We start from the raw sequence: 13,175 nt of genomic DNA, 5'->3' as shown, positions 1-13,175 counted from the left end.
CCCGGGCATCCGATATCCACGTTGGTACCGAACGCGGGGGTGTCCAAACATTGCGGTACATCGGGATGCCGCTCGCTCGGCGCGAGGACCACGACCTGCTCACCGGGCGTGCCCGCAGGGTCGCCGACCTGGACCTGCCCGGCACCCTGGAGCTCGCCTTCACCCGCAGCCCGGTGCCGCACGCGCTGGTCCGCGGCGTCGACGTCGCCGCCGCGCTGAAGGAGGAAGGGGTGGCCGGCGCGTGGTCCGCCGCCGACCTGCCCTACCTCTCCGCCCGTGCCCTGCCCGGCGCCGAGGACTCGCCGCCGTGGCCGCTGCTCGCCACCGGGCGCGTCCGCTACCCGGGCGAGGCGCTGGCCGTGACCGCCGCAACCACGCGCGCCCAGGCCGAGGACGCCGCGGAGGCCGTACGGCTGGACCTCGAACCGCTGCCCGCCGTCTGCGACCCGATGACCGCCCAGGCGGCGCCCCCGCTCTACGACGGGCGCGGCAACGTGGTCGCCGAACGCACCTTCGGCGAGCCGGCCGACGACGTGTTCGCCACCGCGCCCGTGGTCGTCGAGGCCGCCTACCGCGAGCAGCTCCTGCTGCCCACGTCCCTGGAGCCGAGGGCCGTCCTGGCCGGCCCCGGCGAGGACGGCGGGCTCACCGTGTGGGTCTCCCACCAGGCCCAGCACCGCCTGCGCGACTCGCTCGCCGAGCTGCTCGGCCTGGACAGGGAGCGGATCAGGGTCATCGTCCCGGCCACCGGCGGCGCGTTCGGCGCCAAGAGCCAGACCTACCCCGAGTACGTCGTCGCCGCCCTGCTCGCGATCCGGCTCGGCCGGCCCGTGCGCTGGTGCGAGGACCGCGCCGAGGCGATGCTGGCCGGCCCGCGCGGCCGCGGCCAGGACCAGCGCGTACGGCTCGCGGCCGACGCCGACGGCACCTTCCTCGCCTACGAGCTGCTGATCGACGCCGGCGTCGGCGCCTACCCGCACACAGGGGCCTTCGTCCCCATGATGACGGGGGCGATGAGCACCGGCGCCTACCGTACGCCGCGGGTGCACACGCGGGTCCGGTGCGTGGCCACCACCTCCGCACCGACCGCGTCCTACCGCGGCGCGGGCCGCCCTGAGGCCGCGTACGCGCTCGAACGCACCGTGGACCGGCTCGCCAGGCGGCTCGGCATGGACCCCGCCGAGCTGCGCCGCCGCAACTTCATCCGCCCCGGCCAGTTCCCCTACCTCACGCCGACGGGACGCACCTACGACTCGGGCGACTACGCCGCCACGCTGGAGCGCGCGCTGACCGCCGCCGGTTACGACGACGTCCGCGCCGAACAGGCCAGGCGCCGCCAGGAGGGCGGAGCGCCGATAGGCGTGGGCATCGCCACGTTCGTCGAGCGCTCGGGAGGGCCGCCGGACAGTGAGGAGTTCGGCAGCGTGGAGGCCTGCGCGGACGGCACGTTCATCGCCCGCGTCGGGTCCACGTCCACCGGGCAGGGTCACTTGACCGCGTTCGCGCAGGTCGTGGCCTCGGTGCTGGACGTGGACGTCGATCTGGTCCGCGTCGCGGAAGGCGACACCGGCGAGGTGCCCCACGGGTTCGCCACCTTCGGCAGCCGTTCCATGCAGGTGGGTGGGGCGGCGCTGTGGCGGGCCGCCGAGTCGCTGGTCGCCGCGGCGCGCCGCCGGTGCGCGGGACTGCTCGGCCTGCAGGAGGACGACGTCACCTACGCGCGGGGCCGGCTGCTGGCCGGTGAGCCGCCCGGCCCGGGAACAGAGGGCGAGCCGGGCACCGGCGTCGACGCGGGGCCGATCACCGGGCTCGCACTCGGCGAGCTGGTCGCTCGTACCGGGCCGCTGCGCGCCGACGAGATCCTCGCCCCGCCGCAGGCCTTCCCGTACGGCGCGCACGTGGCCGTCGTCGAGATCGACCCGGACCTCGGGACGGTCGGCGTGCTCAAACTGGTTGCCGCGGACGACTACGGGGTGGTCGTCAACCCCATGATCGTCGACGGCCAGGGCCATGGCTCGATCGCCCAGGGCCTCGGGCAGGCACTCCACGAGCAGGCGGTCATCGGCGCCGACGGCATGCCGTACGCGCGCACCCTGCTGGACTACCTGCTGCCCACCGCCGCCGACATGCCGCCGGTCACCCTGCTGGAGACCGTCACGCCCAACCCCAACACGCCGCTGGGGGCCAAGGGCGCGGGCGAGGCCGGCTGCATCGGCATCCCGCCCGCCGTGGTCAACGCCGTGTGCGACGCCCTCGACGTCGAGCACGTCGACATGCCGCTGACACCCGCCGCGGTGTGGGCGGCGGCCGCCGCCCGGCACGGCTCGCCGGCGTGATACTGGCGCTGCTCCTGGTGGCCGGGTTCATCGGGGCGGCGCTCCCGCCCGGGTGGTCGCTGACCCAGCTCGTCAGTTCCTCGGCGGTCAGCGAACGTGCCGTGCGCCGGCTGGGCGTCCTCGGCCCGTTCGGCACGGCGGTCGCCGGTGCGCTGGTCAACCTCGGCGTCCCTTCGACGCTCGACTCGGCGCGGTACGAGCTGTTCGGATTCGCGCTCATCTGCGCGATCGTTTCCTCACCGCGCGCGGCGAACCGTTCGCCCCGCGCCGCGCCCGTCAGCGCGCGAGGGCGAGGATGAGCGAGGCGACGGCCAGAGCCAGGAAACCGCCCGGAATCGCGATCTTGACGTACTCCTGGGCGCGTACGTGCACGACGACGGCACCTGTGAAGAACAGGACGAGCCCGGCGGCGGCCGCGACGCCGACGAACGGTACCCCCAGCAGTCCGAGCAGCAGCCCCGCGGCTCCGGCGGCCTTGAGCGCGCCGAGCGGGGGCAACCAGGAGAACGGGATGCCGAGTGCGGCCGAGTTGGCGAGGACGAATCCGGCCTTCATGAAGTCCGCCGTCGCCGCCCACACGTTGGCGGCGATCGCGAGAACGGTGACGGTGGCGTAGGCGGTGAACACTGGATCTCTCCGCAGGGCAGGTCGTACGTGAGTTTCCAGCCTGGTCCAGCCCTGTTTACGGCGTCCAATACCTGCATCCATAACCTGACGGCATGGACCGGATGGCGGCGGAAGGCGACCTGAAGCGGATCGTAAGGTGCCCCCTTCAGGATGGTGGTCATGGCAGGAGGACGCGCTGAGCGGCTCCCGGCCACGACCGGCACCACGCGTACTGGCAGCAGGAGGAACCCGGAATGCGCAAGATCATCTGCTCGACCTACATCTCCCTCGACGGCGTCATCGAGGACCCGGCGTGGACGATGCCGTACTTCGACGACGAGGCCTCCGCGTTCGCCGGCGAGCAGACGGACTCGGCCGACGCGCTGCTGATGGGGCGCCGCACCTACGAGGGCTTCGCCGCCGCCTGGCCCAACCAGGACGAAAGCGACCCGAGCACCGGGGCGGCCTACTTCAACAACGTCAAGAAGTACGTCGCCTCCACCACCCTCACCGACCCGGAGTGGAAGAACAGCGAGGTGCTGCTGGGCGACCTCGTCGAAGCCGTCACCAGGCTTAAGGCCCAGGAGGGCAGGAACATCCTGATGTACGGCTACGGCACCGTCACCCACACCCTGGTCAAGGCGGGCCTGGTCGACGAGGTGCGGTTCTGGATCACCCCCGTGTTCGTGGGCGGCCCGAGCATCTCCTCGCCCCTGGACGACGTCGCGACCACGCTCACCCTGGCCGGCACCAAGGTGATGAAGAGCGGCGTCATCATCGCGACGTACACGCCGGCCGCCCAGTAGGGGCCACGGCAGCAAGGGCCGCGGAGGCGGGGCGGCCGGCCTCGACGCGGAAGTACGGTCACCGGACCACGGGTTCAGTGCCGGCCCGCCCACGATCGGGTGTCACGCCGACGGCGGGCGCCATACAGCTCGGCGGCGAGGCGATCGACCCCGGACCATCTCTGGTCGTGCCCGTCGACTGTCTTCCACGTTGGGTCCATGTCGCTGGTCGAACCCGCGCAGGTCCTGCAGGCCGAGGCGAGCCGGCTCCTTGACCAGCTGGACCTGCGGACCGCGTTCCCACGCTGGCCGACCGCGTCGAGGTGCTTGCTGTGGACTTCCGCGACGGACGAGCGACTCACCGACGAACGCTTCTACGCCGTACCGCGAGTCAATGACGTCTGAAAGATCGACAACCTCCGACGTCGCGCTGCTCATGCTGACGATGTACCACGACGACTCGGTGTGCGCCGCCATGCGCGCCGGGGCACGCTCGCCGGCCCCGCGACGAGGCATCTGAGCCGCACCAACGCAATCCCGTGTATCGGGGCGCCAGATCGCGCGGGGACCTCGCGTTGGGGCGGCGGCTGACCGCTTACGCTGCCGCAGTCGGGCTGATGCCCAGCTGACCGGTGATGGTGGCGGCGTTGAAGTAGATCCGCTCGCAGATGATCCTGTCGCCGTCGGGCCCGTCGAAGAGGAAGAACGCCACCACCGGGCAGCGGAAGCTCCGGCCGGTGGGCGGGATGCCGTACAGCTCGCCCAGGTGGGTGCCGAGCAGGTCGAACTCCGCGATCACCGCGGTGTCGGAATGGTGCAGGCGGACATTCTCGTGACGCTGGTCCGGAAAGGCGGTTCTCGTCCTGTGGTAGTAGCCCCGCACCTGCTCCTCGCCCTCGAAGACTTCGCCTGTGGGGATGAGCTCGTAACGAGGGTGGAGCATCGTCGTCATGGTGACGTCGAAGTCCTGAGCGGCCTCGGACTCGAAATGGGTGCGGACGAGTGTCTCACGCGCTTCGCGCACGGTTGACGACGTGGTCACGATAGGCCTCCCGGCAAACCTGGTGCGGGGCGCGTCAGTAACACGACGGAGTATTGATCTTGGCGTGGCGCCTGTCAACTCTCCGAAGAAGAGCGGACATGAAGTTCCCCGTCGGGCCCGGCGGCGGCCTGGTCGCGGCCGTCGACGGCATGCGGTTCGCCGTGCCTCATGACCGGGGACCCCGAGGCGACGCCGGAATCGGCGACCATCGCCCGTCTGCGTCGGCGAGCTCGCACGTGGCACGACCGAGCTGGCCGTGCTGTCCGTCCTGAGCGTCCGCCGCCGATATGGCTACGAGCTGCTGAAAGTGCTGCGGCAGACGGGCGATGGGCGCCATCTGACGCGCCCGACCCAGGTCCTAGAGCCGCCTCGGCGCCCCTGAAGAAGCGGCGGCCACCTTCACCGGACTGCGGTCCGCACCGCCGGCTCCCATGGATGCGCGGCCGGCCGCGGTCGTGATCGACCTCGTCCTGGTGTCGCGCTGTTGCTGGGCCTCGTCCTGGCCGTGGAGCGGCGGCCTCTGCCATCGGTGGGCCTGCACGCTCCTCGTGGGCGGGACGTCCTTGCCACCGTCGGGCTGGCCACGGCCCGTGGCGGTGTCTGACGCGTCCCCCTCGACGAGTGAGCCACACCGGAAATCAGTTGTGCCTTCCTTTCGCGGTCCTGTACGTTGCCCGCGACCCGCGTCGCGAACAACAGAGGAAAGAACCGCGTGACCCCGCCTGCTCTTCAGACCTGACACCTTTCTCGCTCACTTCTAGCCGGCCTTCTCGCCGGCTCCGCCGGGCTGCCCGCGTGCGCCCGGTCATACAGCGCTTGAGGCCGCGCGCAATCGGCCTCGTGTCAGGTCTAGAGAGATCATGTCTTCACAACCTCATATGGTGCTGCCCTGGGTCGTGCGTCGGACCAGGCTGCCTCTGCTGTCGTTGCGGTGCGTGGACTGCCGGTCGGAGTCGGCCACCACCGGCGAGGGCACCTTCCGCGTCAACGCCAACGGCAAGCTGCTGGACGTGTGGCTGCTGGTCCGCTGCGTGTCGTGCGATCGTACGAGCAAGCTCACCGTGCACGAGCGGGCGCCGGTCAGAGCCCTCGATCCGGCCGAGCTCGACGGCTACCACGCGAACGATCCGGAACTGGTGGCGTCCAGGCTGCTGGATCCGCTGCTCGCCCGGCGCAACCGCTTCACCCTGGACTGGGCGGGAGCCTGGCGGCTGCACGCCCCGTCGGAATCGATCGAGGGGGCGTGGCCGGTCCAGGTGCAGGTCGTCTTCGAGGATCCGGTGCCGGTGCGCCCTGAGCGGCTCATCGCACAGGGGCTCGGCCTCAGCAGGAACGAGGTGCTGCGCCGGGTCAAGTGCGAGATTTCGCTGCGCCGTACGACGAGTGCCGGGTTCCCCTTCACCGTGATGCCAGGAAGGCCACCGGAGATGTAGCCGCGGGTCGGTCGGCCTGCTCCGCAGGAGGAGGCCGACCGACCGGGGTGCCGTGCCGCGGGTGCCGTCACTGCCAGAGCATCTCCAGGCCCAGCACGATCGCGCACAACACGGCCACAGACCCGGGAACGGCCACGAACGCCACGTGGATCGGGCTGTTCTCGTCCGGCAGGAAAAGGTCCACCCATCCCAAGGCCAGAGCGAGCGCCGTGGAGATCCCGCCGAGCCGTGAGGTCCATCCGAACACCTGCACATGCCACGGGTCCGAGGCGGCCGTTTCCCGCGACCGTACGTCGATGCTGAAGAAGATCAGCAGGACCGCGAGGAACGAAATCAGGCTGACCATGTCGGCTGATGGCATCGGGCGCATGACGCGGACCATAACCCAAGGTCAGCGCCCACTTCTTTCGCTGCGGGGCGTGTCTCAGGTGGTCGTTCGCGGCGCGGCGATCCGCTGGGCGGCGTGGACCACGGCGGCACGGCGGCGGGCGGCTTCGGCGCCGTCCCGCGCGTCGCCGCCGGACAACATCCGGGCGATCTGCGGCGCCGCGGACCAGTAGCTGGACAGCGCGATGATCAGGAAGATCAGGTGGGCCGGGTCGATGGTGGCGTCGACCAGGCCGGCCTGTTGCGCCTGCGCCACCGCCTTGGCCTTGCCGGCGTACAGCTGGGTGCGGGTCATCTCGTCCGACACGCTTCCGGTGTCCGCCAGCCCTTCCCACAACACCAGCCGTGCCAGGTCGGGATGGGCGCGCTGGTAGTCGAACGTCCGTCCAGCCCACTCGCCGAGGTCCGTAGGGCACGTGATGACCAGCGGCGCGGCGGCGGCGAGCTTCTCCAGTTCGCCTCGGATCACCGTTGAGAACAATGAGGCCTTGTCGCCGTAGTAGTTGTAGACGCGTTCGCGGTTGATCTTCGCGCGCTTCGCGATCCGGTCGACGGTCGTCCCGTCCGGCCCGCGCTCGGCGAACTCGGCCAGCGCCGCCTCGTAGATGCGGCGTTTCGTGCCCTCAACATCCCATGCCATACAGTGCATCCTAGTCCAACACCAACGTTGCAGTTGGAGAGAAATGGAGTTACGGTTGAGCCCCACCTTTGCAACACGAGTGTTGGAGTTGTCCATGATCGGCAAGACCGTACTGATCACCGGCGCGACCAGCGGCATCGGCGCCCACACCGCACGTTCGCTCCTCGATCGCGGCCACCGCGTCGCCGTCACCGGCCGCAACGAGGCCCGGCTCAAGACCTTCCTGGACGAAGCCGGTCGCCCCGACCGGCTGCTGGGCCTCATCGCGGACGCGGCCGACTGGGAGGCCACCCGGTCCGCCGTGGAACGCGCTGTCGAGCACTTCGGCGCCCTGCACGCCGCCGTGGCCAACGCCGGATTCTCCTCCAGCGACCACCACCGCAGTACAGGAACGGCGCTCACTGACGGCGACCCGACGTTGTGGCCTTCCATGGTCCTCACCAACGTCCTCGGCCCCGCCCTACTGGCGAGGGCCGCCCTCCCCCACCTCGAGACCACCGGCGGGCGGCTGGTGCTCCTCGGCAGCGTCGTCGGTGTGAAGAACAGCCCCGGCAACTTCTACTCGGCCACCAAGTGGGCCGTCACCGGACTCGCCGAGAACCTGCGGATGCACGTCACGACCCGCGGGATCGGCGTCACCCTCGTCAACCCCGGCATCATCGACACCCCCTTCTGGCCGGGCGACAGCACACCTCCCTTCGCCCTGCCGCCCGAGCACGTCGCCGAGGCCGTCTGCTTCGCCCTCGACCAGCCGCAGGGCGTCGACCTCAACACCCTGACCATCAGGCCGCTCGGACAGCCCGTATGACCCATGCACGCCGTTACGGTCGCCGCGATCAGCCTCGCCGCACGCGATGCAGGGGTTCATGCCGGTACAGCCGACCGGGACCCCAGTGCCGAGCCCGGGTCAGAGTTGCTGGAGCCTGCGCCTCAGAAAACGTCGTTCGGGGATGGAGGTCGCGAGTTCGAGGGCGCGGTGGTAGGCGGTGCTCGCTTCGGCGTCGCGGCCGAGCCGCCGTAGCAGCTCGCCTCGGGTGGAGTGGAAGTACAGGTAACCGTCCAGGTCCAGCCGGTCGACGGCGTGCAGCGCCGCGGCGGGGTCGCCGGCCTGGGCGATCGCCACGGCGTGGTTGAGCTCGACCACCGGCGAGCCGGTCAGGTCGGCAAGCCGCCGGTACATCACGGCGACCTGCGGCCAGTCGATGCGCTCGTGGGTCTGCAGCGAGGCGATCACGGCCTGCACGACGTAGGCGCCGCGCCCGCCGAGCGCGAGCGCCCGGTCGAGGACCGCCCGTCCCGCCGTGATCTGGCGCATGTCCCACAGCGACCTGTCCTGGTCGTCGAGCAGGACGAGGTCGTCGCCGGAGAAGCGGGCCCGCCGCCGGGCGTGGTGGATGAGCATCAGTGCGAGCAGCCCGTGCACTTCGGGCTCCTCCGGCATGAGCAAGGCGAGTACGTGTCCGAGCCGGATGGCTTCGGCACCGAGGTCGATCCGGCCGCGGTAGCCCTCGTTGTAGATCAGGTAGATGACGGCGAGCACCGCGTCGACGCGCTCAGGCAGCAGATGGGCGCCGGGGACGGCGAAGGGGATCCCGGTCGCCTTGATCTTGTTCTTGGCGCGGGTCAGCCGGCGTTTCATGGTCTCCTCCGAGACCAGGAAGGCCCGGGCGATCTCGGCGGTCCGCAGCCCTCCGAGAGTCCGTAACGTGAGCGCCACCTGCCCGTCCAGCGGCAGCGCCGGATGGCAGCAGGTGAAGATCAGTTCAAGCCGTTCGTCTTTAATGCGTGTGTCGTCGAACTCTTCGATGATGGCCTCCTGTGCCGGCAGCAGGTGGAGCTTGCCGGCCAGGGTGCGCTCCCGGCGGATGCGGTCGATCGCCCGGTTGCGGGCCGCCGTCACCAGCCATGCGACCGGATTGTCCGGCACACCCGACGTGGGCCAGCGCTGCGCCGCGATCGTGAACGCCTCCTGGGCGGCTTCCTCTGCGCGATCGACGTCACCCAGGAACCCGACCAGCGAGGCCAGCACCCGGCCCCACTGCTCCCTGAACACCTCCTCCAGCATGGTCAGAATCGCATCACCGGCCTGACCTCCACCGTGCCGCCGAATCTGGCCGCCGGGATCCGCGCCGCCAGTTCGATCGCCTCGTCCAGATCGGCGGCCTCGACCAGACAGAAGCCACCGAGCACCTCCTTGGTGTCGGCGAACGGCCCGTCGGTCATCAGCGTCCGGCCGCCGGCCACCCGCACGCAGGTCGCCGTCTCCGCGGATTGCAACTGCGCGGCGCTGACACACCGCTCGTCCTGCGCGAACGCGAAATACTCCGCGTACGCCGCCTCCCGCTCCGCGTCCGACAGCGTCTCCATGTAGCCGGGCTCGCCGTAGATCATCAGTGCGTACTGCATCACTACCTCCGAGGCAATGGGCTCTCACCCGAATGACGAACGAGCACCCGCGCAAGGGACACCATCGGCATTCTTTTCATGGCAGCACGAGGAACCCCGGTCATCCGGCGCGGTCCGAACGCGCCGCCGACGCCACGGCGTACGCGGCGCCGCGCCCATGGGCTCGGGCGACGATCGTGCCGGCCTCGACGCGTACCGCGCCCTCGGTGACCTCGCCCGCCACGGGGACGGCGGCGGCCGTCGCGAGGGCGGCACGCTCGTCGAGCACGACGCGCGGGCGGGGCCGGTCGTCCGGCGCGAACACGCGGCGCAGGCACCCGCCGAGGTCACCGATCCTGAGCCGGACGAGCCGCCCCAGCTCGGCCGGATCGTCCGTGACCACGGCCACGGTGACCGGGTCGCCCGGCCGGGCGGCGCGGAAGGCCTCTTCGGCGGCGTCGAGCCGGCCGGTGCCGAGGAACGCGATCACGCCGTCGCCGTCGAACCCCGACGGGTGGCCGGTGACCAGGTCCGGCAGCTGCGCGGGCGTGTCCCAGGGGTCCTGGGCGCGCTGGGCGGCGGCGACGAAGGGCAGGTGCGGCGGGTCCCACGTGTCGGCGAGGTCGAGGTGGGCCAGGTGCCCGCAGGCGCGCACCACGTCGAACGGGTCACCGAACCCGGGGGCCGTGCCCGCGAGATGGCCGGCGCCGTTCAGCAGCGTGAGGACGAGCTCGGCCAGGCGCACCTGCCTCGTAGGCCCCGGCGCGCGTGACTCCAGGCAGAGCGCGAGCAGAAGGGCTTCCAGCTTGGTGACCTGCGCCAGCGCGGTACGGCCTGGCTCGTCGCCGAACACGCCGTCCAGCGACCGGGCCTGCAGGCTCCCCCCGGCGGGCGTGTCGCCGGACCATGGCAGCCGTTCGAGCCAGACACGGGCGAAGGCGGCCGCCGCCTCGTCGAGGTCAGGGGACGAGGCCGCCTCACCAACGTGCTCGACGGAGTCGACCAGAACCGCCAGGTAGAGGGCGCGCTTGCTCGGGAAGTTGGAGTAGACCGCGCCACGGGTCAGCTCGGCCCGCTCCGCGATCCGGTCGACCTTGGCGTCTGCGTATCCGTGCTCGGCGAACTCCTCCCTCGCCGCGGCCAGCACGGCGGCACGCGTACGCTCCTGCTGCTGCGCCCGGGTCAGCCTGGCCATCGGGAGCCCTCCGCTCGCGTCATGCGGCGTAAGATACAACATCCACTTGGTTCGCCGGCCGGGCGTACGGCGGCGCCGCCTACAGCGGCAGCCCTGACTCCAGGTGTTCGAGCGCACGGTCGATCTCGGCGGGCCCGTCCAGCCCGGGATCGTGCGCCCACTGGAGCCAGAGCAGGGTCACGACCCCGAACACCGCGCCCACGGCGTTGCGCAGCTGGGGATCGCCCGCGTCGCACCCGGTCTTGCCGGCCAGGATCTCGTAGGTCTGCCGCAGCACGCCTGGGCTCTTGCGCAGGTTGGCGGCCACCAGTTCGGGCACGGTCGCGGCGAACACCTCCCGCTCGTGCCCCGCGGCGATCTCCTCGGGCGTCATCGTGTCGAAGGCCGTACGGAAGGCGCCCCGCAGCACGGTGACCGGCGGGCCCGGCGGCTGGACGTGAAGAGCCTCGATGAACGGCGGGAACCCGTCGAGGGTGACCAGATCCTCCTTCGTCGGGAAATAACGGAAGAAGGTGGCGGGCGAGACCTCGGCGGCCTCGGCGATCTGATCGATGGTGGTGGCGTTGTAGCCGCGCTCGCGGAAAAGCCTGAACGCCTCGCGCAGGATCGTCTCCTTGGTCCTGGCCTTCTTGCGTTCGCGCAGCCCGCCGTTGCCCATGGCCGCACTTTACTCGGCTCACCCTCCATCGGGCGACGTGGCCGGTCGAGGCGATGCGGCCATCGCTCAGGGCTCCAGCAGGCGGCGGGGCCCCGGACCGTGTTCCGCGAGCGTGTCCGCGAGGTTGACCAGCGCGCGCTCCTCGAAGGACAGGCACCCGCAGCCGATGAACTCGGTGAACCGGAGGGGCATGCCGACGCTCTGCGAGGCGCGGATGAACGCCACCCTGTGCAGGGTGCCGTGGTGGGGCGGCGCTGATTGCCGTCGGTGCGGCGGCTGCTGATGAGTCCCTGGCGCTCGTAGAAGCGCAGCGCGGAGGCGGGGACGCCGCTGCGCCCGGACAACTCGCCGGTGGTCAGCTCCTGGGCGACATCTCCCACGACAGTTCACGGGGAATGGGCGCACGTTAAACGCCGGGTTCGAGAGGGTAGAGCTGGACATGTCCGTGGCGTTCTCGGCGACGTCGGACACGGGGAACGTTCGGGGGCACGATGCAAGCGTTCGTGATGAAGGAGATCGGACAGGTCGGTTTGGTGGGCAAGCCGGTTCCGCGGCCTGGTCCCCTGGATGCCGTCGTACGGACGACCGCGGCTCTGATCTGTACGTCGGATTCCCACACCGTCAGGGGCGGTATCGGGCCGCGGGAGGGCCTGACGCTGGGCCATGAGGGCGTCGGCGTGGTGCACGAGGTGGGTGGCGGGGTGACGGCTTTCCGGCCGGGCGACCGGGTTTTGGTGGGGGCCGTCACTCCCGATTGGGGCGATCTCGCCTCCCAGAACGGTTATCCGTCGCAGTCGGGCGGGCCGCTGGGGGGGTTCAAGTTCGCCAATTCGAAGGACGGGGTCTTCGCCGAGTACTTCCACGTCAACGAGGCCGACGCCAACTTGGCGAAGATTCCCGACGGTGTCCCCGACGAGGTGGCGGTTTACTGCGCTGACATGCTTTCGACCGGGTTCATGGGCGCGGAGAACGGCAACATCCCGATCGGTGGGACGGTGGCCGTGCTCGCTCAGGGTCCGGTGGGTCTTATGGCCACCGCGGGTGCCAAGCTGCGCGGCGCGGGCCTGGTTATCGGTGTCGAGTCGGTGCCGAGCCGGCAGAAGCTCGCTCGCGACTATGGTGCCGACGAGATCGTGGACTTCACGAGTGAGGATGTCGTGGAGCGTGTTCTCGACCTGACCTGCGGGCAGGGTGTGGACACCGCCATCGAAGCTCTCGGCGCGGATGTCACCTTCCAGACGGCTGTAAAGATCACTAAACCGGGCGGGGTGGTGTCCAACACCGGTTATTACGGAGAAGGGGAGTTCGTGCGTATCCCGCGGGTCGAGTGGGGGGTCGGGATGGCCGACAAGACGATCACGACTGGCCTGTGTCCCGGTGGCAGGCTGCGCATGGAACGGCTCCTGCGCGTTCTGCAGGGTAAGCGGCTCGATCCCACGCTCATGACCACCCACACGTTCCGCTTCGAGGAGATGGAGCGTGCTTTCGAGGTCTCGGACAAGAAGCTCGATGACGTGGTGAAAGTGCTGATCACGTTTGCGTGACGGTAGCTGATCAGCGTCCGGTGACGGGTAGCGGTGGCGGGTAGCGGTGGCGGGTAGCGGTGGCGGGCGGCGGTGACGTCCGTTTGTTCAGGAACATTCCCCCTTTCGGTGGTGGCCGGTTGGTATGGAGGGGAAGGCCAGGCATGCTCGATCACGATCCGCCT

The 13,175-nt window shown here is 70.4% G+C and carries 16 protein-coding genes and 1 pseudogene; 8 read left to right on the top strand and 9 right to left on the bottom strand.

Annotated features, from left to right (window positions below; genetic code table 11):
* Nucleotides 1-65: 65 nt before the first annotated feature.
* Nucleotides 66-2,336, top strand: coding sequence for a xanthine dehydrogenase family protein molybdopterin-binding subunit (locus GUY59_RS27195; protein WP_138202491.1), 2,271 nt, complete (start codon nucleotides 66-68; stop codon nucleotides 2,334-2,336).
* On the top strand, nucleotides 2,333-2,635 hold the full coding sequence (locus GUY59_RS27190; RefSeq protein WP_138202492.1) for a hypothetical protein: 303 nt from the start codon (nucleotides 2,333-2,335) through the stop codon (nucleotides 2,633-2,635). The genes GUY59_RS27195 and GUY59_RS27190 overlap by 4 nt, the downstream gene beginning before the upstream one ends.
* Here the strand turns inward: GUY59_RS27190 and GUY59_RS27185 are convergent.
* Entirely contained in the window at nucleotides 2,613-2,963 is a 351-nt protein-coding gene (locus GUY59_RS27185) for a DoxX family protein (protein ID WP_138202493.1), read from the bottom strand. The genes GUY59_RS27190 and GUY59_RS27185 overlap by 23 nt on opposite strands.
* A 233-nt stretch (nucleotides 2,964-3,196) precedes the next feature.
* On the opposite strand from GUY59_RS27185, the gene GUY59_RS27180 reads away from it, so the two are divergent.
* The 3 genes from GUY59_RS27180 (at nucleotide 3,197) to GUY59_RS50105 (ending at nucleotide 4,247) form a co-directional block, all read left to right on the top strand.
* Nucleotides 3,197-3,748, top strand: a complete 552-nt coding sequence (locus GUY59_RS27180) for a dihydrofolate reductase family protein (protein WP_138202494.1) — start codon at nucleotides 3,197-3,199, stop codon at nucleotides 3,746-3,748.
* Between the two features lie 198 nt (nucleotides 3,749-3,946).
* Nucleotides 3,947-4,132: a hypothetical protein gene (locus tag GUY59_RS27175; RefSeq protein ID WP_138202495.1), complete on the top strand. Its 186-nt coding sequence runs from the start codon at nucleotides 3,947-3,949 to the stop codon at nucleotides 4,130-4,132.
* Nucleotides 4,122-4,247 (top strand): hypothetical protein, encoded by a 126-nt coding sequence (locus GUY59_RS50105; RefSeq protein ID WP_269128916.1) that lies wholly within the window; start codon nucleotides 4,122-4,124, stop codon nucleotides 4,245-4,247. The genes GUY59_RS27175 and GUY59_RS50105 overlap by 11 nt, the downstream gene beginning before the upstream one ends.
* A 75-nt stretch (nucleotides 4,248-4,322) precedes the next feature.
* Here the strand turns inward: GUY59_RS50105 and GUY59_RS27170 are convergent, their stop codons facing one another.
* On the bottom strand, nucleotides 4,323-4,769 hold the full coding sequence (locus GUY59_RS27170; protein ID WP_138202496.1) for an ester cyclase: 447 nt from the start codon (nucleotides 4,767-4,769) through the stop codon (nucleotides 4,323-4,325).
* Nucleotides 4,770-5,647: 878 nt separating this feature from the next.
* Between GUY59_RS27170 and GUY59_RS27165 the strand changes: the two genes are divergently transcribed.
* Nucleotides 5,648-6,202: a DUF1062 domain-containing protein gene (locus GUY59_RS27165; protein ID WP_236667538.1), complete on the top strand. Its 555-nt coding sequence runs from the start codon at nucleotides 5,648-5,650 to the stop codon at nucleotides 6,200-6,202.
* 67 nt (nucleotides 6,203-6,269) lie between these two features.
* On the opposite strand, the gene GUY59_RS27160 is transcribed toward GUY59_RS27165, so the two are convergent.
* Together GUY59_RS27160 and GUY59_RS27155 are read right to left on the bottom strand one after the other, a co-directional pair.
* Nucleotides 6,270-6,548: a hypothetical protein gene (locus GUY59_RS27160; protein WP_201761385.1), complete on the bottom strand. Its 279-nt coding sequence runs from the start codon at nucleotides 6,546-6,548 to the stop codon at nucleotides 6,270-6,272.
* 78 nt (nucleotides 6,549-6,626) lie between these two features.
* A complete protein-coding gene (locus GUY59_RS27155) occupies nucleotides 6,627-7,229 on the bottom strand; it encodes a TetR family transcriptional regulator (RefSeq protein WP_138202498.1) in 603 nt (200 codons plus the stop codon).
* Nucleotides 7,230-7,323: 94 nt separating this feature from the next.
* Between GUY59_RS27155 and GUY59_RS27150 the strand changes: the two genes are divergently transcribed.
* Nucleotides 7,324-8,037 (top strand): SDR family oxidoreductase, encoded by a 714-nt coding sequence (locus GUY59_RS27150; RefSeq protein WP_138202499.1) that lies wholly within the window; start codon nucleotides 7,324-7,326, stop codon nucleotides 8,035-8,037.
* A gap of 99 nt (nucleotides 8,038-8,136) precedes the next feature.
* Here GUY59_RS27150 and GUY59_RS27145 read toward each other — a convergent pair whose 3' ends face one another.
* The 5 genes and pseudogenes from GUY59_RS27145 to GUY59_RS27125 form a co-directional block, all read right to left on the bottom strand.
* Nucleotides 8,137-9,294: an RNA polymerase sigma factor gene (locus tag GUY59_RS27145; RefSeq protein ID WP_138202500.1), complete on the bottom strand. Its 1,158-nt coding sequence runs from the start codon at nucleotides 9,292-9,294 to the stop codon at nucleotides 8,137-8,139.
* Nucleotides 9,295-9,296: 2 nt separating this feature from the next.
* Nucleotides 9,297-9,635: a YciI family protein gene (locus GUY59_RS27140; RefSeq protein WP_132340430.1), complete on the bottom strand. Its 339-nt coding sequence runs from the start codon at nucleotides 9,633-9,635 to the stop codon at nucleotides 9,297-9,299.
* 100 nt (nucleotides 9,636-9,735) lie between these two features.
* Entirely contained in the window at nucleotides 9,736-10,809 is a 1,074-nt protein-coding gene (locus GUY59_RS27135) for a TetR/AcrR family transcriptional regulator (protein WP_138202501.1), read from the bottom strand.
* A gap of 79 nt (nucleotides 10,810-10,888) precedes the next feature.
* Nucleotides 10,889-11,467 (bottom strand): TetR family transcriptional regulator, encoded by a 579-nt coding sequence (locus GUY59_RS27130; RefSeq protein ID WP_138202502.1) that lies wholly within the window; start codon nucleotides 11,465-11,467, stop codon nucleotides 10,889-10,891.
* A 66-nt stretch (nucleotides 11,468-11,533) separates the two neighbouring features.
* Nucleotides 11,534-11,847, bottom strand: a pseudogene (locus tag GUY59_RS27125) (MerR family DNA-binding transcriptional regulator).
* Nucleotides 11,848-11,973: 126 nt separating this feature from the next.
* Between GUY59_RS27125 and GUY59_RS27120 the strand changes: the two are divergent.
* Entirely contained in the window at nucleotides 11,974-13,011 is a 1,038-nt protein-coding gene (locus tag GUY59_RS27120) for an NAD(P)-dependent alcohol dehydrogenase (protein ID WP_236667541.1), read from the top strand.
* Nucleotides 13,012-13,175 lie beyond the last annotated feature (164 nt).

This window comes from Nonomuraea sp. K271 (assembly GCF_009908215.1).
Lineage (GTDB): Bacteria > Actinomycetota > Actinomycetes > Streptosporangiales > Streptosporangiaceae > Nonomuraea > Nonomuraea longispora.
The sequence above is the reverse complement of the archived record's forward strand: the minus strand, read 5'-3'. Positions and strand labels throughout refer to the sequence as shown.